This window comes from Burkholderia sp. MSMB1588 (assembly GCF_001546925.1).
Lineage (GTDB): Bacteria > Pseudomonadota > Gammaproteobacteria > Burkholderiales > Burkholderiaceae > Burkholderia > Burkholderia humptydooensis.
The window spans coordinates 662,665-687,694 of record NZ_CM003770.1 but is presented as its reverse complement, the minus strand read 5'-3'; the positions used below and the strand labels follow the sequence as shown (position 1 = coordinate 687,694).

Genomic DNA, 25,030 nt, shown 5'->3' with positions numbered 1-25,030 from the left:
CTCGAACGTCAACCCGATGCGGACCGCGACGACGATGCCGATCCCGCGCGGCGCCGCTCCCAACCGGACTCTCATCGATGAAAACTGCGATTCGAAAGCTGACGGCGTCGCTGCTCGTCGCCGCCGCGGCCGCGTGCTTCGCCGCCGACGCGCCGCACGCCCCCGAGCATCTGCCGCCCGGCATCGCGTGGCGTCAAGGCGACATCGACGCCGCGTTCGCCGAGGCGAAGCGCACGAACAAGCCGCTGTTCCTGTACTGGGGCGCGGTCTGGTGCCCGTCGTGCAATCAGGTGAAATCGACGATCTTCAGCCAGCAGGCGTTCAAGTCGCGCTCATCGTTCTTCGTGCCCGTCTATCTCGACGGCGACACCGAGAACGCGCAGAAGATCGGCGATCGCTTCAAGGTGCGCGGCTATCCGACGATGATCCTGTTCCGGCCGGACGGCACCGAAGTGACGCGGCTGCCCGGCGAAGTCGATCTCGACCGCTACATGCAGGCGCTGTCGATCGGGCTGAACGCGGCGCATCCGTTCAGGCAGACGCTCGCCGCCGCGTTGAAGGACGGCGCGCGCGTCACGCCCGACGATTGGCGCGTGCTCGCCGATTACTCGTGGGACACCGACGGCGATCTGCCGGTGCCGGGCGAGCGCGTCGCGGCGACGTTGCAGACGCTAGCCCGCCGTGCGCGCGCGGACCTCGCGGATGCGCAGGCGCTGCGGCTCGATCTGAAGGCCGCCGTGTCGGCTGCGGCGGGCGATCCGCCGCAGCAGGGCGACGTCGACAAGGCGGCGGCCGCCGCGGCCGTGCGCGACGCGCTGCGCGACCCGAAGCGCGCGCGCGCCGATTACGACGTGCTCGTCACGGCGCCGGCCGACGTCGTCCGGTATCTGGCGGGCGACGATGCGGCGGCGCGCGCGTCGCTCGCGAAGCTGTTCGACGCGGCGCTCGCGCGGCTGTCCACCGACACGTCGCTCGCCGCGATCGACCGCACGATGGCGCTGCACGGCCGCGTGCGCGTCGCGCGGCTCGACGCGAAACCGGGCGCGCCGCTGCCGCCCGCGCTTGCCGATGCGGTGCGGCGGCAGACGGCGTCGGCGCTTGCCGAATCGACGAACGTCTACGGGCGGCAGGCGGTCGCCAGCGAGGCCGCCGACACGCTGACCGACGCCGGCCAGTTCGATGCGGCCGACGCGCTCCTGAAAGCGGAGCTCGCGCGTTCGCCGACGCCGTACTACTTCATGTCGGGGCTCGCCGCGAACGCGAAGGCGCGCGGCGATCGGGCGGCGGCGCTCGACTGGTACAGGAAAGCGTATGAAGCGGCGAGCGGCCCGGCGACGCGGCTGCGCTGGGGCGCGGCGTACTTCGCGAACGCGGTCGATCTCGCGCCGGACGACGCCGGGCAAATCCGCCGGATCGCGAACGACGTGCTGACGCAGGCGGGCCAGACGCGCAACGCGTTCTATGGCGCGAACCGGCGCGCGCTCACGCGCGTCGTCACGCAGCTCGCGCACTGGCGGCAGCGCGGCGCGCACGATGTGGCGGCGCAGGCGGTCGTCAAGCAGTTCGAGGGCGTGTGCGGGAAGCTGCCGGCGGGCGATCCGCAGGTCGGAACCTGCGAGGGCCTGATCAGGACGGCGAGGGCCTGATGCCGGGCGCGGCGGCGTGACGGCGATCGCGCGGCCAATTCACCGCTGCGCCGCCCGCCTTCGCGCCACTTGGGAGCCCGCCCTCCCGCGTTTGGTACGATTCACGCTTTCCCACCCATTCGCATCACCGCGTGAATCGCCGAATCGTGTCGTCCTTCCTCGACCGTTGCGCGGCCCGGCTCGCCGCCGCGAAGCCGCACGCCGCCGCCGTCCTCCGCCGCATGCGCCATCCGACGCGACGCGGCGTGCTGCTCGCCGCCGCCGCGGTCCCCGCGCTGTGCGTGCTCTACGTGCTCGCGCTGATCCCGTTCACGCCGAGCATCGGCGACATCCGCAAGGCGCGCGTCGACGCGCCCGCGCAGATCATGTCCGCCGATGGCAAGCTGCTCGCCGAGTTCAAGCCGTCGAACCGCGAATGGGTGCCGCTCGCCGACATCTCGCCGAAGATGGTCGACGCGCTGATTTCGACCGAGGACCATCGCTTCTACGAGCACCACGGGCTCGACTGGCGCCGCACCGCGGGCGCCGCGCTGCGCACGTTCTCGGGCGACCGGCAGGGCGGCTCGACGATCACGCAGCAGCTCGCGCGCAACCTGTATCCGGACGAGATCGGCCGCGCGCCCACGCTCACGCGCAAGCTGAAGGAAGCGATCACCGCGCTGAAGATCGAGGCGGTCTACAGCAAGGCGCAGATTCTCGAGACGTATCTGAACACGGTGCCGTTCCTCTACAACGCTTACGGCGTCGAGATGGCGGCGCGCACGTACTTCGACAAATCGGCCGATCAGCTCGACGCGCTCGACGCCGCGACGCTCGTCGGCATGCTGAAGGGCAACAGCTACTACAACCCGGTGCTGAACCCCGAGCGCGCGCTCGCGCGACGCAACACGGTGCTCGCGCAGATGGTGAAGTACGGCAAGCTCTCGCCGGCCGCCTACGCGGCGCTGCAGAAGAAGCCGCTGCGCATCGATTTCGAGCGGCAGAAGGAGCCGCCAGGCCCCGCGCCGCATTTCGCGCAGCAACTGCGCAAATGGTTGATCGCGTGGGCCGACCGCAACGACTACAACATCTATTCGGACGGCCTCGTCGTGCGCACGACGATCGATTCGCGGCTGCAGGCGTATGCGACGCAGGCGCTCGCGCGGCAGACGAACCAGTTGCAAGGGATCGCGAACGGAATGTGGAACGCCGGCAGCGGCTGCGCGCCCGGCAATCCGCTGTTCCGCGCGTTCGTGCGCGAGACGCCGGAGTTCCGCGTGGCGCTCGACGGCGGCGCGACCGAGGACGCCGCGCTCAAGCGCCTGCTCGCCGATCGCGGCTTCGCGCGCGCGCTCTGCAAGGCGAAGGCCGACGTGCAGGCGGGCTTTCTCGCGATCGATCCGCGCAACGGGCAGATCAAGGCGTGGGTCGGCAGCCGCGACTTCACGACCGAGCCGTTCGATCACGTGCTGCAGGCGCGCCGGCAGCCGGGCTCGACGTTCAAGCCGTTCGTCTATGGCGCGGCGTTCGCGGCGGGCGCGACGCCCGACGATACGTTCGTCGATCAGCCGGTCGAGATTGCGCTCGCGGGCGGCGAGATCTGGCGGCCCGACGACGACGCGCCGCCCACGGGCAAGCCGATGACGCTGCGCGACGCGATCGCGTATTCGCGCAACCGGATCACCGCGCAACTGATGATGAAGGTCGGCCCGCAGAAGGTGGCGCGGCTCGCGCGCGCGATGGGCGTGCGCGACAGCGCGCTCGAAGCGGTGCCGTCGCTCGCGCTCGGCACGAGCCCCGTGACGTTGAAGGAGATGGTGTCCGCGTACGCGACGATCGCGAACGTCGGCGAATACGTCGAGCCGCGGATGGTCACGCGCATCGAGGATCGCAACGGCGACGCGCTCGCGGAGTTCGCGAGCGCGTCGCCCGAGCGCGCGCTCGGCGCGCCGGCGGCGCGCACGCTGATCGACGTGATGCGCGGCGTCGTCGAGCGCGGCACCGGCGCGGCGATCCGCTCGCGCTACGGGATTCGCGCGGACATCGCAGGCAAGACCGGCACGACGCAGGGCGACACCGACGGCTGGTTCATCCTGATGCAGCCGGCGCTTGTCGCGGGCGCGTGGGTCGGCTTCGACGACGGCCGCGTGACGCTCGGCAGCGACTGGGGGCAAGGCGCGAGGAGCGCGCTGCCGATCGTCGGCGACTTCTATCAACGGGCGATACGCGCGCGGCTCGTCGACACGCGCGAGCGCTTCGCGACCGAGGCGCCGCCGAGCGCGCTCGATACGTTCCGCAACCGGCTCGGCGACTGGTATCGCTACCTGTTCGAGAAGCCCGAGCCGCAGCAGAAGGCCGCGCCGCCGAAGGCGCCGCGCGCGCCGGTCGAGGAGGTGATGCCGGCTTCCGAGGTCGAGGCGGCGTCGGAGGCGGCGGCGCGCGCCGCATCCGAGGCGGCCGCTTCGGCCGCTTCGGCTGCTTCGGCTGCTTCGGCTGCTTCGGCTGCTTCGCCCACGGGCGGCATGCCGTTTGCGCCGGGCGGCGCGTCCGCGCCTGCGCCGGCGGTGCCGCCGCTGTTGCCGTCGACGCCGCCCGCCGCGCCGCGGCCGGACAGCGGCTTGCCGAACGACAACGCGCCGATGTCGCCGACGCCGACGCCCGATGCGTCGGCCGCAACCGGCGCGGGCGGCGGCAACTAGCGCAGGTTGGCGGCGGCGGTTCGCGCGCGGCGCGCGAGCGGCCGTTCTCGTGGCAACGCATGTGCGTTCCGTATGGAAACAGACCCTTCTAGTCTTTCTCGACGAGCGCCGCGACCGCGCGCGGCCGCTTGCGGATCTCCGAATCGAGAATCAGCCGGCCGCGCAGCCGGCCCTTCATCCGCTTCACATGCTTCGGCGCCTCGGTCATGTGCTCGACCATCAGCGCGCGCACGCGCTCGGCGTCGCGTCCGCGCGCCGCTTCGAGGATCGCGCGATGGATCTTCACGTTCGCGTCGCCGAAGCGGCGGTGCTCGGCGAGCGGCGTGTCGTTCCGGAATTCGATCAACTGCCGGATCATCTCGTTGATCAGCTCGCAGATGAAGCGCAGGAACGGGTTCGGATTCGCGGCCGCGAGGATGTCGTGGAACGTCATGTCCTCCTGCCGCTGCCGCACGACGTGGCCGCGATCGTGCGGCCCCGACGAGCCGTCGCAGCACGCGATGTTCGCTTCGAGCGCCGCGAAATCCCGCTCGCTCAGATGCGGCACCGCGCCCGCCGCGAGCTCGGGCTCCAGCAGCCGGCGCGCGGTGTAGATGTCGTCGATCGACACGTCCTTGAAGAACAGATAGTTCTGCAGCAATTGCAGCGTGCGGTCGAGCGGCACCTCGACGACCATCCCGCCGCCGCTCGGCCCCGTCGTGACCTTGATGAGCCCCTGCACTTCGAGCGACTTCAGCGCCTCGCGGATCGTGCTCTTGCTCACCGAGTAGAGCTGCTGCAGCTCGGCCTCGCGCGGCAGCCGGTCGCCCGGCTTCAGGTCCTTCTCGGTGATGAGCCGCTTGATCTCCTCGGCGACGAGGTCGGCGCGCTTCGGCTGCTTGATTTCGACCGCGATGCCGGCTTTCGCTCGGTCCATGACCATCTTCGACACTCCCAAGGTGTAGGGCGGCGCCCGATTTTTTGCCCGATTTTTGCCCGATTGACACTCGAATTTATTATACCTAGCATCAAGTTAATCCTATTTATCATGATAAATAGGATCGACGGCCGGCACAGCATCCGCGAGAGATGGCCGGCGCGGTCGGGCAGTCGGTCGCATCGCGTGTGTCTTTCCCCCAAGGAGCGTCAACTTGAATCGCCGAGAACTGTTGAAACTGGCCGCGCTGTCGGCCGTCCCGGGCGCGCTCGGCGCGCTTTCGTCCCGTGCCGCGTTCGCGCAGGGCGCGGGCGTCCAGCTTGCGTGCCCGGTGCCGATGTCCGGCCCGTTCGCCGCGAACGGCAAGTACGCCGATCTCGGCATGAAGCTCGCGATCCAGCAATACGGCAAGGTGCTCGGCATGCCGCTGTCGTACATGACGCTCGACACCGCGGGCTCGCCCGCGACCGCGGTGCGCCGCGTGCAGGAGATCGCGCAGCAAAAGGGCGTGCGCTTCTTCGCGGGCGGCATTCTGTCGTCCGAAGCGCTCGCGATGGGCAAGGAGGTCGAGAAGGCGGGCGGCGTGTTCATCACGACGGCGGGCGCCGACGAGATCACCGGCAAGGACTGCAACGCCGCGACGTTCCGCTGGTCGGTGCCGACCTTCGGCGCGATCGAGCAGACGGTGCGTCCGCTGATCGGCATGCTGCCGAAGGCGAAGCGCTGGTACACGATCACGCCGCAGTACGTGTTCGGCGAGGGGCTGCTCACGGCCGCGAAGGCGATCTTCAAGGAGAAGGGGATCGAGCACGTCGGCAACAGCTATCACTCGCTTGCCGAGAAGGAATTCAGCGGCTACCTGACGAACGCGGTTGCCGCGAAGCCCGACGTGCTGCTGATCCTGAACTTCGGCTCGCAATCGTCGGATACGCTGCGGCAGGCGGTGAGCTTCGGGATGAAGAACAACTGCACGATCCTGATGGCGTGGGCGTCGGGGCTCGAGCAGTTCGAGGCGCTCGGCGCGGACCTCTGCGACGGCGTCTACTTCGGCGCGCAATACTGGCACGGGATCGATTCGCCGCTGAACCGCGATCTCGTCAAGCGCGCGAGCGCGGCGTTCAAGGCGAATCCGAACTACAGCCTCGCGGGCTCGTACATCTGCTCGAAGATCCTGCTCGACGGGATGGTGAAGGCGGGCAGCGCCGATCCGAAGAAGGTGATCGCCGCGCTCGAAGGGATGAAATATGACGGCCTGACGGGCGCCGAGGCAATCCGCAAGGGTGACCATCAGGTGCTGAAGAACTACTACCTGCTGAAGGGCAAGCCGAAGAGCCGGATGCGCAACGCCGACGACTACGCGGACATCGTCAGCTCCGGCCAGTCGTTCCTGCCCGTCGACAAGACGGGCTGCAAGCTCGCCTGACGTCGGCCGCCTCGGCTCATCACTCGGCTCACCACTCGGTTCACCACTCGATCTGAACTGAAGCCATGAACGTTTATCTCTTGCAGATCGTCAACGGGATCGGCGTCGGGATGCTGTATTTCCTGCTCGCGGTCGGCCTGTCGATCGTGTTCGGACTCCTGCGCTTCGTGAACTTCGCGCACGGCGCGTTCTATCTGCTCGGCGCGTACTTCTGCTATCAGGCGCTGCAATGGTCGGCGAGCTTCTGGGTGGCGCTCGCCGCCGTGCCGCTCGCGGTCGGCGCGTTCGCGTGGATCGTCGAGAAGCTCGTGCTGCGGCACGTGTACGCGCAGCAGCACGAATTCCACATCCTCGCGACGGTCGGCCTCGCGCTCGTGCTGCAGGAGTGCGCGATCCTCGCATGGGGCCCGCTAGGCGACAACGTGCCCGTGCCCGACGCGCTCAACGGCGTCGTGATCTGGGGCGGCTTCGTCTATCCGAAGTACCGGCTCTTCGTGATCGGCTTCACCGCCGTGCTCGCCGCGCTGCTGTGGTGGGTGCTCGACGGCACGCGGCTCGGCAGTGCGGTGCGCGCGGGCAGCGAATCGTCGGAAATGGTGTCGCTGCTCGGCATCAACGTGTCGCGCGTGTTCAGTCTCGTGTTCGCGCTCGGCGCCGCGACGGCCGCGCTCGCCGGCGTGCTCGCCGCGCCGATTCGCGGCGTCGACCCGTTCATGGGGATCGAGGCGCTTGGCGTCGCGTTCGTCGTCGTCGTGGTCGGCGGGATGGGGAATTTTCCGGGGGCGCTCGTCGGCGGGCTGCTCGTCGGCATCGTGCAGAGCGTGATGAGCACGCTGTGGCCGGAAGGCGCGCGGCTGATGATCTACGTGGCGATGGCGGCCGTGCTGCTGCTGCGCCCGAACGGGCTGCTCGGGAGGGCCGCATGATCGAATCGTCGAATTCGCTGCCGGGCGGCGCGCCCGCGCGGCGTGCGGCGCAACGCGCGGACGGCGCGCTGCATCGCCATGTGCTGCTCGCCGCGGCCGTCGTCTGCGCGCTGCCGCTCGTGCTGCGCTCGGGCTCGCTCGCGACCGAAGTGCTCGTGTTCGCGCTCGCCGCGCTCGGCTGCAATCTGCTGCTCGGCTACACCGGCCTCTTGTCGTTCGGGCAGGGCGTCTTCTTCGGGCTCGGCAGCTACGCGGCGGGCCTCGTGCTCACGCGCGGCGTGCCCTCGGTGCCCGTCGCGCTAGCTGCCGCGATCGCGCTCGGCGCGGCGGCGGCCGCACTCGTCGGCTGGTTCTCGATCCGGCAGCGCGGCACGTATTTCGTGATGCTGACGCTCGCGTTCGGGCAACTGTTCTACTTCGTCGCGTACACGACGCCCGAGCTCACGGGCGGCGACAACGGCCTGCTCGACATTCCGCGCCCGGCGCTCGGCGCGCTCGGCCGCACGCTCGTGCCGCTCGATTCGCCGTGGCAGTACTACGGCTTCGTCGCCGCGCTGTTCATCGCCGCGTTCTGGCTGATGGCGCGCGTGTCGCAATCGGTGTTCGGACGCACGCTGCTCGCGATCCGCGACAACGAGGCGCGCGCCGCGGCCGCCGGCTATGACGTGAAGCGCTTCAAGCTTGTCGCGTTCGTGATCTCGGGCGCGGTCACGGGGCTCGCGGGCGCGCTGCACGCGCTGATGACGGGCATCGCGCCGCTGTCGAACAGCGACTATCACACGAGCGAGATGATCCTCGTGATGACGGTGATCGGCGGCACCGGCAACCTGTTCGCGTCGGTGCTCGGCGCGGCGTTCTACGTGCTGTTCGCCGACTGGCTGTCGACGCTGTGGCCGCGCTGGCTGCTGCTGCTCGGCCTCGCGCTGATCGCGGTCAGCCTGTTCATGCAGCGCGGGCTGTGGGGGATCGGCGAGCGCGCCGCGGCCGCGCTGCGCCGCGCGCCGCCGGCGGCCGACGCCCACGTCGACCAGGAGGCGCGATGAGCGACGCGATTCTCGAAGCGCGCGGCGTCGTCAAGCGCTACGGCAAGTTCACCGCGCTCGCGGGCGTCGATTTGCGGATCGCGCCGCGCACGGTCCATTCGGTGATCGGCCCGAACGGCGCCGGCAAGACCACGCTCTTTCACGTGCTGACGGGCACGGTGCCGATCTCGGCGGGCTCGATCGTGTTCGACGGGCGCGACGTCACGCAGGAGCCTGACCACCGGCGCGTGCGGCGCGGCATCGCGCGCTCGTTCCAGGTGACGAGCCTGTTCCAGAACCTGAGCGTGCGCGAGAACCTGCGCGTCGCCGCGCAGGGCGTCGATGCGCGGCGCGCGCTGAACGCATGGAAGCCGCCGCGCGGCGCGCTCGCGCACGACGACACGGTCGACGGCGTGCTCGAGCGCCTCGCGCTGCAACGCTTCGCGGGCACGGCGGCGGGCGCGCTGTCGCACGGCCAGCAGCGCCGGCTCGAAGTGGGCATGGCGCTCGCCGCGCGGCCGCGCGCGATCTTCCTCGACGAGCCGACCTCCGGCATGGGCATCGACGACCTCGACGACATGAAGGCGCTGATCCGCGGCCTGCGCGACGACTACACGGTCGTGCTGATCGAGCACAACATGGGCATCGTGATGGACATCTCGGACACGATCACGGTGATGCAGCAAGGGCGCGTGCTCGTCGAAGGCAGGCCGGGCGACATTCGCGGCGACGAGCGCGTGCGCACCGCGTATCTCGGCAACATGATCACCGGAGGCCGCGCATGATGCTCGACGTGCAGGACGTTCACGCGTACTACGGCAAGAGCCACGTGCTGCAAGGCGTATCGCTCGCGGTGGGCGAAGGCGAGACGGTCACGCTGCTCGGCCGCAACGGCGCGGGCAAGTCGACGACGCTGAAGACGATCGCGGGCGTCGTCGCCGCGCGCGGCGGCGCGGTGACGTTCGTTGGCGCGCCGATCGCGGGCGCGGCGCCGTACCGGATCGCGTCGCGCGGCGTGTGCTTCGTGCCCGAGCATCGCGGCGTCTTCCGCCTGCTGAGCGTCGAGGAAAACCTGCGGCTCGGCGCGCGCCGCGATTCGCCGTGGCAGCTCGACGACGTCTACCGGATCTTTCCGCGGCTGAAGGAGCGCCGCAGGAACGGCGGCGCGCAACTGTCGGGCGGCGAGCAGCAGATGCTCGCGATCGGCCGCGCGCTGATGAACCGCCCGCGCCTGCTGATGCTCGACGAGCCGGTCGAAGGGCTCGCGCCCGTGATCGTCGAGGAGATCGTCGCGCAACTGAAGCAGATCAAGGCGGCGGGCGTCGCGATCCTGCTCGTCGAGCAGAACCTCGAAGTCTGCACGCAGCTCGCCGACCGGCATTACGTGATCGAGCAGGGCGTGATCGTCTACGAGGGCGACAACGCGTCGTTCGCCGCCGATCATTCGATCAAGGATCGCTATCTCGGCGTCGGCGTCGTCTGAGCGCCGCGCCTTCTTTTCCATGCAAGGAAACGCATCGATGCAAGTTCAGGATTCGACATCCGGCGCGCGCGCCGCGCCTTCGCCCGCCGGCCTGCGCACGAACGGCGCGCGCCTGTGGGACAGCCTGATGCGGCTCGCGCGGATCGGCGCGACGGCCAAGGGCGGCGTGTGCCGGCTCGCGCTCACCGAGCTCGACCGCGCGGCGCGCGATCTGTTCGTCGCATGGGCGAAGGAGATCGGCTGCACGGTGCGCGTCGACGCGATCGGCAACATCTTCGCGCGGCGCGCGGGCGCGCGCGACGACCTGCCGCCCGTGGCGACGGGCAGCCACATCGACACGCAGCCGACGGGCGGCAAGTTCGACGGCAACTACGGCGTGCTCGCCGGGCTCGAAGTGCTGCGCACGCTCGCCGACGCGGGCGTGCGCACGAACGCGCCGCTCGAGGTCGCGGTGTGGACGAACGAGGAGGGCTCGCGCTTCGTGCCGGTGATGATGGGCTCGGGCGTGTTCGCGGGCGCGTTCACGCTCGAGCATGCGCTCGCGCAGCGCGACCGCGACGGCGTATCGGTGCGCGACGCGCTGCGCGCGATCGGCTATGCGGGCGACGCGCGCGACGCGTACGCCGCGCCGCATCGCGTCGGCGCGTACTTCGAGGCGCACATTGAGCAGGGCCCGGTGCTGGAGGCGCACGACACGACGATCGGCGTCGTGCGGGGCGCGCTCGGCCAGCGCTGGTACGACGTGACCGTGCGCGGCATGGAGGCGCACGCGGGCCCGACGCCGATGGCGCTGCGCCGCGACGCGCTGCTTGTCGCGGCCGAACTGGTCGCCGAGGTGAACCGGATCGCGCGCGCGCATGCGCCGCACGGGCGCGGCACGGTCGGCTGGGTCGACGTGCATCCGAACTCGCGCAACGTGATTCCGGGGCGCGTGACGCTGAGCGTCGATCTGCGCGCGGCCGACGACGCATCGCTGCTGGCGATGGACGCGGCGCTGCGCGCGGCTTGCGCGCAAGCGGGCGCGCAGCCGGGCATCGCGGTCGACGTCGAGCAGGTGGTCCATTTCGCGCCGCAGCCGTTCGACGCGGCGCTCGTCGGCGCGGTGCGCGCGGGCGCGGACGCGCTCGGCCTGTCGTCGATGGACGTGATCAGCGGCGCGGGCCACGACGCCGTGTACCTCGCGCGCGTCGCGCCGGCCGCGATGATCTTCGTGCCGTGCAAGGACGGCATCAGCCACAACGAAATCGAGGACGCGCGCCCCGAGCATCTCGAAGCGGGCTGCAACGTGCTGCTGCACGCGATGCTGAGCGCGGCGGGCGTCGCGGATGCGATGGATGGCGAGGATGTCGCGGGCGGCGCCGACGGAGCCGCGCGATGAAGATCCTGATCGCGCGGATGAATCACGAGACGAACACGTTCTCGCCGGTGCCGACGCCGCTTGCCGCGTTCGGCCGGGAAGGCCCGAGCTACGGCGAGCACGCGTACCGCGACAACCGGGGCATGCGCACCGCGATGGCCGCGTTCATCGACGCGGCCGACCGCGAAGGCGCGCGGATCGTGACGCCGGTGTCGGCGGCCGCGAACCCGAGCGGCCCTGTCGCGGCCGATGCGTACGACGCGATCTGCGATGCGATCGTCGCCGCCGCGCCCGGCTGCGACGCGGTGATGCTCGATCTGCACGGCGCGATGGTCGCCGAGCAGTCGGCGGACGGCGAGGGCGATCTGCTCGCGCGCGTGCGCGCCGCGCTGCCGCGCGCGCCGATCGCCGTCGCGCTCGATCTGCATGCGAATGTCACGCAGAAGATGATCGATCACGCGGACGTGATCGTCAGCTTCAAGACCTATCCGCACGTCGACATGTACGAGACGGGCGCGCACGCGGCGCGGCTGCTGCTCGACCGCGTGCACGGCCGCGCGCGGCCGGTGCTCGCGTGGCGGCGGCCGCCGCTGATGACGTCGACGCTGCGCAGCGCGACCGCCGATGGCGCGATGCGGCGCGCGCTCGACGCCGCGCGCGCGGCGCAGGCGAACGGGATGCTCGCGGTGTCGGTGCTCGCCGGGTTTTCGCTCGCGGACATTCCGGCGCCGTGCATCAGCGTGGTCGTCGTCGGCGACGGCGACGCGGCCGCCGCCGACGCGGTGGCCGCCCGCATCGCGCAGCAGATCTGGGACGCGCGCGACGAGTTCGTCTATCGCAGCCCGCCGCTCGCGGAATCGGTCGCGCGCGCGGCCGGGTTCGCGCACGGCGCGGACCGGCCGGTGCTGCTGCTCGATCACGGCGACAACTGCATGTCGGGCGGCACGTGCGACACGATGGACCTGCTCGAAGCGGCGCTCGCGCAAGGGCTTTCGGGCCTCGTCAGCGGGCCGCTGTGCGATCCCGAGGCGGTGGCGCGGATGATCGCGGCGGGCGTCGGCGCGCGCGTGACGATCGACGTCGGCAACAAGCTGCCGCGCGCGGGAGCCGCGCCGCGCGCGCCGTTTCGCGCGACGGGCGTCGTGCGCGCGATCACCGACGGCGAATACGTGATCAGCGGGCCGACCTACACCGGCCAGCGCGCGTACATGGGGCGGGCGGCCGTGCTCGACACCGGCGCGGCGACGCTCGTCGTCACCGAGCGCACGCACGAGCCATGGGATCTCGGCGTGTTCGAGAGCGTCGGCGTCGATCCGCGGCGCGCGCGCTTTCTGCTGCTGAAATCGCGGATGTACTGCCGGCCGGTGTTCGTGCCGATCGCGGCGGCGCTCGTCGAATGCGACAGCCGCGGCGTGACGGGCTCCGATTACACGCTGTTCGATTTCGAGCGCGTCGAGCGGCCGGTGTTTCCGCTCGATTCGCGAACGGAGTGGAGCGCATTCGACGCTTGAAAGGGGCCGCGATCGTGCGGCCGTGCCGGGGCGATTGGGGTTTCGAATGCGGTGCCGATGCCGATGTCGGCATTGCCGCAGGCATCGCGCCGCGCGCTCGCGCACGCAACCGCGCGGCTACTTCGGCAACTGCTGCGGATCGTAGCGATTGCGCGCGTTCCACAGCATCCAGCCGTCCGTGCCGGCGGCCTCGGCGGCGTCCACCTGTGCGCGGATCTGCGCCGCCGCGAAATCGCGGCGGTCGAACGCGTAATCGCGGAACGCCTGCAGCCACGGCCGGAACCGCACGCCCGGCAGCCCGGTCCGCAAGCGCGCCTCCGCGAGCGAGCGGCGCACGATCTGCCCCGGATCGGCGGTCGGCTGCGTGCAGCCCGGCAATCCCCACGTGAAGCCGGACGGATAGAGCATCGGCGAGATGTAGTCGAGCGGCCCGCCGAGCGTCTCGATCTGCTGGCCGATTGCGGTGTCGTCCTCGTTCCAGCAGACGTAGCCGAAGATGTCGGCGGCGACGAACACGTTGTACGGCGCGAGCCGCTCGCGCGCCGCCTGCAGGAAGCCGGCGATCGCCGCAGTGCGGTTCGCGCGCGTGTTCGGCACGCTGAAGCGCAGCCCGCGCGCGTCCGGAAAGCGCACGTAGTCGAACTGGATTTCATCGAAGCCGAGCTTCGCCGCTTCCTCGGCGACATCGAGATTGTGTGCCCACGCTTCGCGCAGCGACGGATCGATCCAGCGCAGCTTTTCGCGATCGCGCCAGATGTCGCCGTTCGCATCGCGCACCGTCCAGTCCGGATGCGCGGCGGCAAGCGGATCGTCCTTGAACACGACGATCCGCGCGATCAGATACAGCCCGCGCCGGCGCAGCTCGGCGACGAGCGCCGCGAAGTCGCGCACGACGGGCGCGTTCGGCGTCTGCGCGGCCGCGCCCGACGCGCGGCGCGCCGTGCTCGGATACGGCGTGATGCCGCGGTCGCCCTTCATGTCGATGACGAGCGCATTGATCGCGGTCGCGCCCTTGAGATCGACCGCGGCTTCGCGCAGCGTCTTGCTCGTGATCCCGAACACGGACAGATAGACGGCTTTCGGCCGGAACGGCGCGAGCGCGACGGTGACGGGCCGGCCGGCTTCGACGCTCGTGCGCGTCGCCAGATAGCCGGGCGCGCGGACGGCGATGCCGGCCGCCGCGGCGTCGGCCGGGAAGGCGCCACGCTCGTCCGCGCGGATCGGGCGGCCGCCGATCGTCACGATCGCGGCGGCGATCGGCTTGCCGGTCCGCGCGTCGACGACGCTGCCGCGGATGGCGGCGGACGGGGCAGTGGACGAAGCGGCGGACGAAGCGGCGCGCGCCGGGGTGTCGGGCATCGGCATCGAGGCTGTCGCGACGCCGGCGGCCGGAACGCTGGCCGTTGCGCGAGCGGCGAAGGCGACGCCGGTCTGCGCGTCGCCGCGCTCGCCGAGCATCCGCGCGAGCACGGCTGGCGTGCAACTGTCGACGATCAGAAAGCGCGGCAGCGCGAGCGGCGCGTCGCCGCGGCGGACCTTGCGCGCGTCGAGCGTGAAGCCTGCAACGTAGCCCGCCTGTGCGGCGAGCGAAGTCAGCTCGTCGTCGTAGATGCCGAACGGCCATGCGAGCAGATCGACCGGGCCGCCGACTTCGCGCTCGAGCAGCGCGCGCGCGTGCGCGAACTGGGTCGCGGCGAAGCGGCGGAACGCGTCGGGTGCGAGGCGTCGCCGCTCGGTGCGGAAGTTCGGATGCCACCACGTATGCGATTCGATGTCGAAGCGGCCGGTATTGCGCAACGCGCGCAGCTCGTCCCACGTCATCGCATACGACGCGTTCGAGATCGCGGACGGATAGATGAACAGCGTGACGGGCAAGCGCTCGCGCAGCACGATCGGGCGCAGCAGTTCGTACACCGAGCGGTGGCCGTCGTCGACGGTGATCGCGACTGCTTTTTCCGGCAGCGATGCGGATGGCGACGCCGCCCACGCGACGACGTCGCGCAGCGGCACGATCGCATAGCCGTGTGCGCGCAGGAACGCGAGCTGCGCGTCGAACGTGCTGACGCGCACGGTCATCGAATCGGGCGGCGCGGATGTCGAGAAGCGGTGGTAGACGAGGATCGCGGGGCGCGACGCGTCGGCGGGCGGCGCGGTGGCGGGGGCATCCGCGCCGGCGAATGCGGGCGGCGCGACGCCCGCCCATGCGAGACACCAGGCAGCCGCCGCGAGCCGGAATCGGGTGAGCCAGGAGCGTGAGTGTCGCAAGGGCAGTTCCGTCGGTTGTTCGAAACGTGTTCGGGCCCACCGGCCGCGATAGCGCGGGCGGTGGGCGTTTTCTTCGTGCGCGGCGCGCGAGCGTGTGGTTTCCGCCACGGGGCGGCCACGCGACGAAGCCGATTCGCGCCCCGGTTTCGCGCGCCGCCGATGGTTGCCCGCCGCGCTCGCGCACCGCGCGGAGCCGGTAGTCATCGGCTCCCGTAAAGCTTCACCTTTGCGGAGCCGGGCGTCGGCGCGACTGTCGCTGCACCGGCCGCAACGGATGAGCGCGGAGCGGCCCGCTGGGATCGGTCCTGCGTCGACCATGCTGCTACGGTTTGACGGGCGGCGGTTGATCGTAGTCAAGAACGCCCGCCGCGCGCCGTCCGGCCCGGCAGGCTCGACGCGAGCTCGCGCAGGCATGCGGTGTGCCGCGCGCTGGTGCCGGGCCTGCTCGAATCGGCCGAGTAGCGCGGGCGTCGGGCGGCGGGCGCGCGAGTTTGCTTCGGGCGCGTGAACAGGCCCTGGCTCGCGCCCGCCGCCCGATCGCCGCCGATTGACTCACGTCAATGCCCGGCCGGCCTGCGTCGCTACGCTGAAGACAGCCGGTATCGAGCCGGACCGGCATCACCGATTGACGGGCATCCGGCGCGCGCCGGGTGCCGTCCGTGGCGTAGGCCGCGCATCGTGCGCGGCCGCGAATTCCAGGAGAGAGCAATGAGCAATGTGACGCGTTACGACCCGTTTTCGCTTGAGCCCGTGTCCGATCTGTTCCAGGGCTTGTTCCGTCCGCTGCGCGGCTTCGCCGACGTCGAAGAAGAGAAGCTCGCGTCGATGAAGATCGACGTGACCGAAAACGACCAGGCCTACGTCGTCAAGGCCGAGCTGCCGGGCGTCGACAAGAACGACATCAACGTGCAGATCGAAGGCAACACCGTGTCGATCGCCGCGAAGGTCGAGCGGAACAAGGAGCTGAAGGAAGGCGAGCGCGTGATTCGGCGCGAGCGCTATTCGGGCGAGTTCGCGCGAACCTTCTCGCTCGCGAGCGACCTCGATCGAGACACGGCGAGCGCGCAGTATCAGGACGGCGTGCTGTCGCTGACGCTGCCGAAGAAGGCGACGTCGGAAAAGAAGAAGCTGACGATCGGCTAGATTCGCGTGTGCGCCGCCGCGCAGGCGGCGCGCCGTGAAGCGGGGCGCCGCGCGTGCCTCGCGCGCTGTCGGTCGCCGGCGTCCGCTTGCGGCCCCGCGCCGTCACGCACGCGCCACGGGCTTGCCGACCGTTTGCGCGAGGATCGGCAATTCGTCCTCGTTCAGGCTGAGCGCGTCGGCGAGCAGCCGGTGGTTGATCCAGCCGCGCACGACGCAGCCGAGCCCCATCGACGCGCAATACAGCGCGACGTTCTGCGCGATCGCGCCCGCCGCCACCGCCGAGAACGTCTCGCGCAGCGGCTTCGGCATCGGCAGCAGCCGCGACGTCTGCACGACGTAGACGAGATCGAGCGGCGCCGCGCCGACGAAATCCTGGTAGCCGGTCAGGTTGCGCGCATCGATCGAGCGTTTCAGCAGCAGCCGGTGCAGCGCCGCATCGTAGCGATAGACGCCGTCGGGCAGCGCGACATAGATGTCGATCTCGTTGAACGCATGCGCGGACGGCGCGGTGCGGCCGCCCGTCGCCGGGCGGTTGACGCCGTCGGCGGCCCACAGCAGCTCGCCGAGCGTCGTCGGCGCGAGCGCCGCGGACGAGAACTCGCGCGTGCTCGCCCGCAGCGACAGCGCGGCCATCAGCGGCAGGCCCGCACCGAGATCGGGCTGCGGCAGATCGATGATCGCCGGCGCCTCGTCTTCGGCGGGCGCGGGCAATGCCACGGCGATCGGTTGATAGGTCAGCAGTTCGGGTTCGCTCATGTCCGTCTCCTGGGCAGTGGAATGGCGCGCCGCACCCGCGCGAGCGCGTGCATTCGTCAACGATAGCGAGCGCGCGGCGCGCCGGTCTGATCCCGATCAAGCGTCGCGCGCCGGCGCGCGCGGGCCGCTTGCGTTGACGTGCATCAAATGGCGAAGGGGCGCGCATGCGACGCTGGGTGACGCGCTCGCGCGGGCGCTTCGTTCTGGATCGTCGTCCGGTATCGTTGCGCTTCGCCGCGCCTTGTCGCGTGCGCTGTTCCAGCGGCGCACGCTGCGCCCGCCCTGCTCACGAACGGAGGCCGATCGTGAACGCTGCCGAGATCTGTACCCGCGACGTCGTCGTGTGCCGCCGCACCGACACCGTGCTCGACGCCGCGCACCTGATGCGCGACCGCCATGTCGGCGACCTGATCGTCGTCGACGACGTGGGGGGCGCGCACGAGCCGGTCGGCATGCTGACCGACCGCGACATCGTGCTGTCGCTGATCGCGAAGGAAGTCGATCCCGCCGCGCTGTTCGTCGGCGAGATCATGTCCGCGCCGGCGGTCGTCGTGCACGAGCACGACAGCCTGTGGACGATCGCGCAGCGGATGCGGCTGACGGGCGCGCGCCGGATGCCGGTCGTGAACGCCGGCGGCGCGCTCGTCGGGATGGTGTCCGTCGACGACCTGCTGGCGAGCGCCGCGAGGCTGTTCGACGAGATCGCGTCGATTTCGCGGCGCCAGGTTCACTTCGAGGAGAAGGCGCGGGATTGACGGATGCGCGCGCGGCGAAGGCAAGAGCAAGAGCGCGCTGCGCCGTGCGGCGGCGTCGCCGCTGCTTCGCAGTCGCTTTGATTGCGGTTCACGCTATCGGCGTGGCCGATTCGATTGCATGCGTGCACGCACCGTCATCGGCGCGGCGCACCCGCATGCGATGCCCGCCGTTGCGAGCGATTGCGATCGTTCGATCGTTCGAGCCGCGCCCGTTCGCCCGCTCGAACCCGGAGCATCGCTAACGCCGCGCCCGCCGCGCGGTCGCCACGTCCTTGCGCATCTGCGCGAAGTGCGCGATCGCGTCCGTCACCGTCGGGAAAAAGTGGTCGGCGCCGATCTTGTCGAAGAGCCCGTACGTGCGCAGCCGGTCCTTCACCGGCCCCTTCATTTCCGCGAAAACCAGCGCGATCCGCCGCGCGGCGAGCTCGTCGCGCAGCGTCGCGAGCATGTCGGCGGCGGTGACGTCGACGTCGGTGATCGGCTCGGCGGCAATCACGACGCAGCGCACCGGCGCGCGGGCCTCGGCGATCGCGTCGCGGACGTGATCGCGAAAGATCGCCGCGTTCGCGTGGAACAGCGGCGCGTCCCAGCGGAACGCGACGAGGCCCGGCATTCGCCGCGCATCCGGATGGCGCGACACGTCGTGATAGCCGTGCATCCCCTCGACGTGGCCGAGTACCGCGTCGTACGGGTGCCACGCGCGCCAGACGAACGACAGCAGCGACAGCCCGACCGCGAGCAGGATGCCCGGCACGACGCCGAGCAGCACGACGCCCGCGAAGCACAGCACCGACACCGCGCATTCGCCGCGGCGCACGCGGTAGAGCCGGACGATCGCGCGCACGTCGACGAGCCCGTAAGCCGCATAGACGACGACGGCCGCGAGCGCCGGGAGCGGCACGCGGGCGAGCAGCGTCGGCGCGACGAGCAGCAGCGCGATGCAGGCGGCCGCGACGACGCTTGTCAACTGCGTGCGCGCGCCGGCCGCGAGCGCGACGGGCGTGCGCGACGAGCTGCCGCTGACCGCGCAGCCGCGCAGCACGCCGGCGAGCAGGTTCGCCGCGCCGAGCGCGATCAGTTCCTGATTGCGATCGGCTTCGCTGCCGTCGTGCTGCGCGAACACGCGCGACAGCACGCTGATGTCGGCGACCGACACCATCGCGATCGCGAGCGCGCCGGCGACGAGCCGGCTCGCGTCGGCGAGCGAGATCGACGGCAGGCCGAGCGGCGGCAGGGTCCCGGCGAGCGAGCCGACGAGGGCGACGTGCGCGTAGGCGACGTGCGCGTTTGCGACATGCGCGTTTGCGACGTGCGCATTCGCGCCGGCCGCTTCCGGCGCCGCGCCGAGCCAAGCGGCGGCGGCCGACGCGGCGGCGACCGCGATCAGCATGCCGGGCCACGCGGGCGCGACGCGCCGCAGCAGCACGATGCCGACGAGGCAGCCGCCGCCGAGCGCGAGCGACACGAAGTCGATGCGGCCTTGCGCGACGGTCGCGGCGATGCTCGCGACCGCGTCGATGCACGTGCCGCTGGGCGGCGCGGCGCCGAGCAGGCCCGGGAGCTGGCTCGCGACCAGCGTCAGCGCGAGCCCGTTCAGATAGCCGTACTGAATCGGCTTGGACAGCAGATCGGTGACGAAGCCGAACTTCAGCAGGCCGGCGAGCACGCAGAAGCCGCCGGACATCAGCGCGAGCGCGGCGGAGAGCGCGACCGCGTGCGCGGGGTCGCCGTGCGCGAGCGGCGCGATCGCGCCGGCGATCAGCGCGGCGAGCGCCGAGTCGGGGCCGAGCACGAGAATCCGGCTCGGCCCGAAGATCGCGTAGCCGAGAAGCGCGGCGATCGACGCGTTCAGGCCGGCGATGACAGGCAGGCCGGCCGCCTGTGCGTAGCTCATGCCGACGGGCACCAGCACCGCGGTCAGCGCGACGCCCGCGTACAGATCCCGCGCGAGCCATGCGCGCCGGTACGCGCGCAGCGCCGCGACGCCCGGCAGCCAGCGCCGCCACGCTTCGCCGCCGCCGCTGCCTTCATCGCCACCGCGCCGCGCGGCGTCCCGCCCGCGCGCGGCGCGTTCCCGCTCGATCAAGACACGACGTCCATCATCGGGCGCCGCGGCGCGTGCGCGACGACCGGGCCGCGTCCGACGCGCAGCAGCAGTTGCGGATGCGCGTCGACGTGCAGCAGCGGGCGCAGCCTTTCGCGCAGCGCGGCGATCTCGATCGGCTGATTCAGATACGACGCGGTGAGCCCGGCGGCCGTCGCGACGAGCAGCACGCGTTCGAGCGCCTGGCCGGCCGCGACCCAGGCGTCGTGATCGTCGCTCGCGGTCGAGATGCCGACGATGAGCGGCGAGCCGTCGACGAGCTTGTGATGCATCGCCGCCAGGCCGCCGCCGAGATCGAACGTGCGGATCGCCGACGCGACGACGGGCGTCGCGAAGTCGAGCAGCGCGGGCACGCCGGCGGCGAACGCGGGCATCCCGTCGTTCTGGCGGCGCGGATGCACCCAGTTCGCGAGCTCGCGGCGAAAGCGCGGATCGGCGAATTGCAGGCGGTCGGCGTCGGCGATCAGCTCGGCGATCTCGTTGCGCGCGTCGGGCGCGTCGACGCAGGCGATCTCCGCGCCCTCGGCCGCGCCGGCGGCGACGAGCGCACGCTGGACTTCGCACGGCACCGCTTCGTTCGCGTAGGGCATGCGGGTCGTCACGCGCTCGACGATCGCATCGAACAGCGGCACGAGGCTCTCGTCGTGGTAGCCGTGCGGATCGAGCCGCACGAGCGCGATCACGTCGGGGTCCGACGTCGACGGGAACATGTCGATCGTGTACGCGAAACCGAAGCGGCTCAGCGCGACGCGCAGGTTGAGGAGCGCCGCGCCGCAACTGATGAGGAGCTCGCGATCGTACGGATCGACGACGGACAGCGCGCGCAGCCGGTCCGCGCACAGCATCACCGACGCGTCGCCGAGAATGAAGCGCCACGGCTGCGTGTTGTGGCTCGACGGCGCGAGTGTCGCGTAGTGGATCGCGAGGCGCAGCTTGTCCTCGACGCTCGCCGACGGATCGAATGACGGGATGGCTTCGTGCGGCGTCGTCTGGAGCGGGGATGTTTCCATGTTGCGGGTCTCCTGTCGGGAGGCGCGTTCGCGTGCGGGCGGGGACGACGCGCCGGGATTCGGGGGCGATGCGGGCTGCGCAGCGTCGATTTCAGTCTATGGAGCGGCTGTCGCGCGGGGCTTGACCCAGATCAACGGCGAATGGGCGGGGGGCGAGCGGGTATTCGGTTCGGGGCGGAGCGCTCTTCGCCGTTGCAGTGCGGGCAGATGGGCACGCGATGCGCGGCGGCGGCGCGATGTGTTCGCGCGGGCGCGGCGCGCTGAGGCGTCAGCCCGTTGCGGGTGCGTCCGCACTTGCGGCGTCGAGCACGTCGAGCACCGCCCGCCAATATCCGGCCGACCGGATCGTCGCGAGCGGCACGTCGGTATCGAAGCCGATCGCGCGCGCGCGTTCGCCGGCGTCGAGCGGATCGGCGGTCGCGAGTTGCGCCGCAAGCACGGCCGCGCCCGCGTCCGAGCGATCGTTCTGCGCGGCGGCGCGCGCATCGACGCGTCGTTCGAGGCATGCGCGGCTCGCATGGAAATCGAGAATGAACACGGGCACGCCGGTTTCGCGCGCGAGCGCGACGAAACGCGCGCGGCGCGCATGCGAGAGAAACGTCGCATCGACGAGCGCCGTGTAGCCGGCGCGCAGCACGTCGCGCGCGAGCGCGCGCAGGCGCGCGTATTGCGCGGCGATCTGCTGCGGCGTGTACGCGGCCGCGGGAAGCGGCCGCGCGTCGACCGCCGCGAACGGCCGCGCGCGCTTGCGCTCGCTGTCGCTCGACAGCCGGATCGCGCCGGACACGTCGGCGAGCGCGCGGCTCGCGACCGATTTGCCCGAACCCGAATAGCCGTGGCACAGCAGCAGGCATGGGCGGCGCGCGCGGGCCGCGTGCGCGGCGACGTCGACGTATTGGCGCGCGAGCTCGGCGCGCGCCGCGCCGCCGCCGCCCGCGCGCATCGTCGCGACGAGCGCCCGCACGAGCGCGCGATACGCGACGTACAGCGGCAGCGCGGCGAGACCCGCGAAATCGCCCGTCTCGTCGAGCCAGCGGTTCAGCAGCCGGTGCGCGAGATCGGCGCGATCGTGCGCGCGCAGATCCATCAGCAGAAAAGACAGATCGTTGATCACGTCGATCCAGCGCAGCGCGTCGTCGAAATCGATGCAGTCGAACATCAGCGCGTGCCGGCCGCGTTTCACGACGTTGTTCAGATGCAGGTCGCCGTGGCACGCGCGGACGTAGCCGTCGGCTCGCCGTGCGTCGAGATGCACGGCGAGTTCGTCGCAGCGCCGCCCGCACCACGCGCGCAGCGCCGCCGGCAACGCCGCGCCGAGCGCGCGTTCGAGCGGCGCGAACACGTCGTCGATCTGCTTGCGCAGCTCGTGCGCGCTGCCGTACGCGCGCCGCGGGACGTCGCGCGGCGCGTGCAGATGGTACGCGGCGAGGCGCGTCGCGGCGGCGTCGATGTCCGCCGCGCCGAGCGCGCCGCGCGCGAGCAGCCGGGAGAACAGCATCCGCTCGTCGAAGCGGCGCATCCGGACGACGTGATCGACGGCGGCGCCCGCGCCGAACAGGCGCAGGCCGCGCGTGCGACGCACGACCGGGCCGGTCGCGAGATAGATTGGCGCGGCGAGCGGGCGGTTCAGCGTGAGCTCCGCTTCGCACGCGCGGCGGCGCGCGGTGAGGTCGCCGAAGTTCGCGAAGCCGAAGTCGAACGGCTTCAGGCGCTTGTATGCGAAGCGTCCGACGAGATAGACGACGGAGATGTGCGTTTCGATGCGCACGATGCGGCCGGCCGGATGCGGATACGTCGACGCCCGGCGCAGCGTCGCGTCGATTTCGCGCGACAGGCGGCGCGCCGCGCGTTCGCGCACGGCGCGCCGCCGCGGGCCGTTGCCGCGGATGGTGGTCGTGCGCGCGGCGCCGCGTGCGCGGCTCGGCAAGTCGGCGGATTTCGCGGGCTTCGGCTGGCGCGAACGGCGCATCTCGTCACCTCCGGGGATCGTGGTCGCGCGGGATGGGGCGCTGCCTGCCGCGCGGCTGCCGCAGTGTGGAGACCGCCGCGCCGCGATCGCGCCCGTCGTCATTCGACCCGATTGCGCCGGGCGTCGGCTTGACGTGGGTCAAGCGCCCGCGCGCGCCGAGCGCTGCGCCAGGTCGTCATCAGCGTGAACAGACCCTAAGCGCGGTCGCCGTCGCCCGATTGCGCGTCGCGCGCGAGATCCGTTCGCCGTATCGCGACGCTCTTCAGTTTCGCGCGCCACGCGGCGAACAGCAATGCGTTGACCTCCTCGAGCGAGTAATGGCTCGCCAAGGTCAGCGTATTCCCGATCCCCGCGTCGACGCATGGCTGCAGCGCCGCGCGCATCGCGAGGCGGTCGCCCGGCGCGATGTCCGCTTCGGTCGCGAAATACTCCGGCAGCGCGACGCGCTCGCCGCGCAGCGACCGGAACAGCCGGTGCGCGTGGTTCTCCGCGCGCATCCCCGGCGCGCCGGCCGCGCCTGCGCGCACCGTCCGGTGCTCGATCCACGCGCGCGCCGGCTCGATGCCGGGCGAGCAGTTGTCGCCGAACGCGAGGCTCACGCCGACGGCGGGCGCGAACGACGTCAGATGGCTGTTGCGCAGCCCGTCGCGCTCGATCGCGTGGCAGACCGCATGCGGCAGCGGCGGCCCCGCGCGCAGCGCGTCGAGATGCGCATGGCGGTCGCACAGCGGATACGCGCCGCGCTCGGCGGCGAGTTCGGCCGATGCCGAATACGCGAGATTGCGCAGGTCGGACGCGATGTAGCGCGCCATCTCGCGCGCGGCCGGCGAATCGTAGCGCAGCCGCATCATCGCGAGCATGTCCGCGAGCCCCGTCACGCCGACGCCGATCCGCCGCTTCTGGTACGACTCGCGCGCGTGCGCGGCGAGCGGCCAGCGTGCGATGTCGAGCGCGTTGTCGAGCAGGCGCACCTCGACGCGCACGGCCGCGTCGAACGCGGCGAAATCGAAGCGCGGCTCGCCGCCGGCGCCGAACGGATTGCGCACGAAGCGCGACAGGTCGACCGCGCCCAGCATCGCGCTGCCGTACGGCGGCAGCGGTTGCGCGCCGCACGGGCTCGTCGCGTCGATTCGCTCGCGGCCGCGCAGCGGATCGGCGGCGTCGATCGCGTCGACGAACACGAGGCCGGGCCCCGCGCCGTCGCGCGCGGCCGCTACGATCTCGCGCCACAAATTGCGCGCGGGCACGCTCGCATATGTCCATGCGCCGTCCGCGGCGGGCAGCGCGCCGCTCGCCGCGTCGCGCGGCGGCGCGGGGTGCCGCAGCGTCCACGGCAGATCCTGCTCGACCGCCTGCATGAACGCGTCGGTGACGGCCACCGCGAGCTCGAGCGTCGTCCGGCGCGCATGCCCGCGCTCGCGACCGCACTTCGCTGTGGCGAATGCGGACAGATCCGGATGGTCGCAGCGCAGCACCGCGAGCTGCGCGCGGTGGCGGCCGTCGCGCTCTCCCGCCTGCGCGCCGATGCGATCGAACCGGTCGAGCGCCGCGCGCACGCCGGGCGACGTCGGCTGGTCCGCGTCGGGCCGCGCGCCAGCGGGCGGGATGTCCGAGAAGTCGTAGCCGAGGTCGGCGCCCATCGCGAGCGCGAGGCGCGCTTCGTCGAGCGCCTCGTCTAGGTTCGGTTGAAAGCGCGTGAGCGCGGCGGGCGCGCGGATCGGATGCACGAAGCAGCTCGCCATCGTCTGGTCCGGCGCGGCGCCCGCGCGCGCCATGATGCGGCCCGCGCCGAGCGCGCCGTTCAACAGGTTCCGGTAGAAGCGCCGCGCGGCGCTCGAGCGCGTCGCCGCCGGCTCCGCGAGCGCGAGCGCGCGAGCGATCCGCGCGCACGCCTGGGCGCGCGAGTTCTCGCCCGGCAGCGCGTAGCGGTCGGCGAATACGGCGTCGCAGATCGGTTGGTCGTCCATGATGCCGATCATGCGGACGAACGAATCGGCGTGGCGACCGACGCGCGTGCGTTTGTTGATCGTCCGCAAGCGGCGTGCGCGCGCGCCGCGCGCGGTGGT

General features: G+C 71.4%; 18 protein-coding genes and 1 pseudogene. 11 read left to right on the top strand and 8 right to left on the bottom strand.

Annotated elements, in window-relative coordinates:
• Positions 1–77 precede the first annotated feature (77 nt).
• Together WS92_RS02885 and WS92_RS02880 are read left to right on the top strand one after the other, a co-directional pair.
• Positions 78–1,646: a thioredoxin family protein gene (locus WS92_RS02885; protein WP_059934500.1), complete on the top strand. Its 1,569-nt coding sequence runs from the start codon at positions 78–80 to the stop codon at positions 1,644–1,646.
• A gap of 131 nt (positions 1,647–1,777) precedes the next feature.
• Positions 1,778–4,324 carry a penicillin-binding protein 1A gene (locus WS92_RS02880; RefSeq protein WP_059934499.1) on the top strand — a complete coding sequence of 849 codons (2,547 nt, stop codon included), beginning with the start codon at positions 1,778–1,780 and terminating at the stop codon, positions 4,322–4,324.
• Between the two features lie 88 nt (positions 4,325–4,412).
• Here the strand turns inward: WS92_RS02880 and WS92_RS02875 are convergent, their stop codons facing one another.
• The gene (locus tag WS92_RS02875; protein WP_015603167.1) at positions 4,413–5,246 is read right to left on the bottom strand and encodes a FadR/GntR family transcriptional regulator; all 834 of its coding nucleotides are present in this window, start codon (positions 5,244–5,246) and stop codon (positions 4,413–4,415) included.
• Between the two features lie 208 nt (positions 5,247–5,454).
• On the opposite strand from WS92_RS02875, the gene WS92_RS02870 reads away from it, so the two are divergent.
• The 7 genes from WS92_RS02870 to WS92_RS02840 all read left to right on the top strand — a co-directional run bounded on the left by WS92_RS02870 (position 5,455) and on the right by WS92_RS02840 (position 12,962).
• On the top strand, positions 5,455–6,663 hold the full coding sequence (locus WS92_RS02870) for an ABC transporter substrate-binding protein (protein WP_009917034.1): 1,209 nt from the start codon (positions 5,455–5,457) through the stop codon (positions 6,661–6,663).
• A 65-nt stretch (positions 6,664–6,728) separates the two neighbouring features.
• Entirely contained in the window at positions 6,729–7,589 is an 861-nt protein-coding gene (locus WS92_RS02865; RefSeq protein ID WP_006028296.1) for a branched-chain amino acid ABC transporter permease, read from the top strand.
• Positions 7,586–8,632: a branched-chain amino acid ABC transporter permease gene (locus WS92_RS02860; protein ID WP_059934498.1), complete on the top strand. Its 1,047-nt coding sequence runs from the start codon at positions 7,586–7,588 to the stop codon at positions 8,630–8,632. Before WS92_RS02865 ends, WS92_RS02860 begins: the two co-directional genes overlap by 4 nt.
• On the top strand, positions 8,629–9,396 hold the full coding sequence (locus WS92_RS02855; protein WP_006028294.1) for an ABC transporter ATP-binding protein: 768 nt from the start codon (positions 8,629–8,631) through the stop codon (positions 9,394–9,396). Before WS92_RS02860 ends, WS92_RS02855 begins: the two co-directional genes overlap by 4 nt.
• The gene (locus tag WS92_RS02850; protein WP_059934497.1) at positions 9,393–10,094 is read left to right on the top strand and encodes an ABC transporter ATP-binding protein; all 702 of its coding nucleotides are present in this window, start codon (positions 9,393–9,395) and stop codon (positions 10,092–10,094) included. The genes WS92_RS02855 and WS92_RS02850 overlap by 4 nt, the downstream gene beginning before the upstream one ends.
• Positions 10,095–10,131: 37 nt before the next feature.
• A complete protein-coding gene (locus WS92_RS02845; protein ID WP_059934496.1) occupies positions 10,132–11,472 on the top strand; it encodes a Zn-dependent hydrolase in 1,341 nt (446 codons plus the stop codon).
• Complete coding sequence (locus WS92_RS02840; RefSeq protein WP_059934495.1) at positions 11,469–12,962, top strand: M81 family metallopeptidase; 1,494 nt, start codon at positions 11,469–11,471, stop codon at positions 12,960–12,962. The genes WS92_RS02845 and WS92_RS02840 overlap by 4 nt, the downstream gene beginning before the upstream one ends.
• Positions 12,963–13,079: 117 nt before the next feature.
• On the opposite strand, the gene WS92_RS36290 is transcribed toward WS92_RS02840, so the two are convergent.
• Together WS92_RS36290 and WS92_RS36285 are read right to left on the bottom strand one after the other, a co-directional pair.
• Positions 13,080–14,420, bottom strand: a complete 1,341-nt coding sequence (locus WS92_RS36290) for a putative glycoside hydrolase (protein WP_059934543.1) — start codon at positions 14,418–14,420, stop codon at positions 13,080–13,082.
• Positions 14,421–14,585: 165 nt separating this feature from the next.
• Positions 14,586–15,038: pseudogene (locus WS92_RS36285) on the bottom strand (polysaccharide deacetylase family protein); the annotation flags it as partial.
• An 897-nt stretch (positions 15,039–15,935) separates the two neighbouring features.
• Here WS92_RS36285 and WS92_RS02830 point away from each other — a divergent pair.
• Positions 15,936–16,370 carry an Hsp20/alpha crystallin family protein gene (locus WS92_RS02830; RefSeq protein ID WP_009916102.1) on the top strand — a complete coding sequence of 145 codons (435 nt, stop codon included), beginning with the start codon at positions 15,936–15,938 and terminating at the stop codon, positions 16,368–16,370.
• Positions 16,371–16,472: 102 nt separating this feature from the next.
• Here WS92_RS02830 and WS92_RS02825 read toward each other — a convergent pair whose 3' ends face one another.
• Positions 16,473–17,126 carry a nitroreductase family protein gene (locus tag WS92_RS02825; protein WP_015603266.1) on the bottom strand — a complete coding sequence of 218 codons (654 nt, stop codon included), beginning with the start codon at positions 17,124–17,126 and terminating at the stop codon, positions 16,473–16,475.
• Positions 17,127–17,431: 305 nt separating this feature from the next.
• Between WS92_RS02825 and WS92_RS02820 the strand changes: the two genes are divergently transcribed.
• The gene (locus WS92_RS02820) at positions 17,432–17,881 is read left to right on the top strand and encodes a CBS domain-containing protein (protein ID WP_006028287.1); all 450 of its coding nucleotides are present in this window, start codon (positions 17,432–17,434) and stop codon (positions 17,879–17,881) included.
• A 238-nt stretch (positions 17,882–18,119) separates the two neighbouring features.
• Here WS92_RS02820 and WS92_RS02815 read toward each other — a convergent pair whose 3' ends face one another.
• The 4 genes from WS92_RS02815 to WS92_RS02800 form a co-directional block, all read right to left on the bottom strand.
• A complete protein-coding gene (locus tag WS92_RS02815; RefSeq protein WP_059934494.1) occupies positions 18,120–19,967 on the bottom strand; it encodes a SulP family inorganic anion transporter in 1,848 nt (615 codons plus the stop codon).
• Positions 19,964–20,995 carry an Acg family FMN-binding oxidoreductase gene (locus WS92_RS02810; RefSeq protein WP_059934493.1) on the bottom strand — a complete coding sequence of 344 codons (1,032 nt, stop codon included), beginning with the start codon at positions 20,993–20,995 and terminating at the stop codon, positions 19,964–19,966. The genes WS92_RS02815 and WS92_RS02810 overlap by 4 nt, the downstream gene beginning before the upstream one ends.
• A gap of 268 nt (positions 20,996–21,263) precedes the next feature.
• Positions 21,264–23,066 carry a bifunctional aminoglycoside phosphotransferase/ATP-binding protein gene (locus tag WS92_RS02805; protein ID WP_059934492.1) on the bottom strand — a complete coding sequence of 601 codons (1,803 nt, stop codon included), beginning with the start codon at positions 23,064–23,066 and terminating at the stop codon, positions 21,264–21,266.
• A gap of 92 nt (positions 23,067–23,158) precedes the next feature.
• A complete protein-coding gene (locus WS92_RS02800) occupies positions 23,159–25,000 on the bottom strand; it encodes a ribonucleotide reductase-like protein (RefSeq protein WP_059934491.1) in 1,842 nt (613 codons plus the stop codon).
• Between the last annotated feature and the right edge of the window lie 30 nt (positions 25,001–25,030).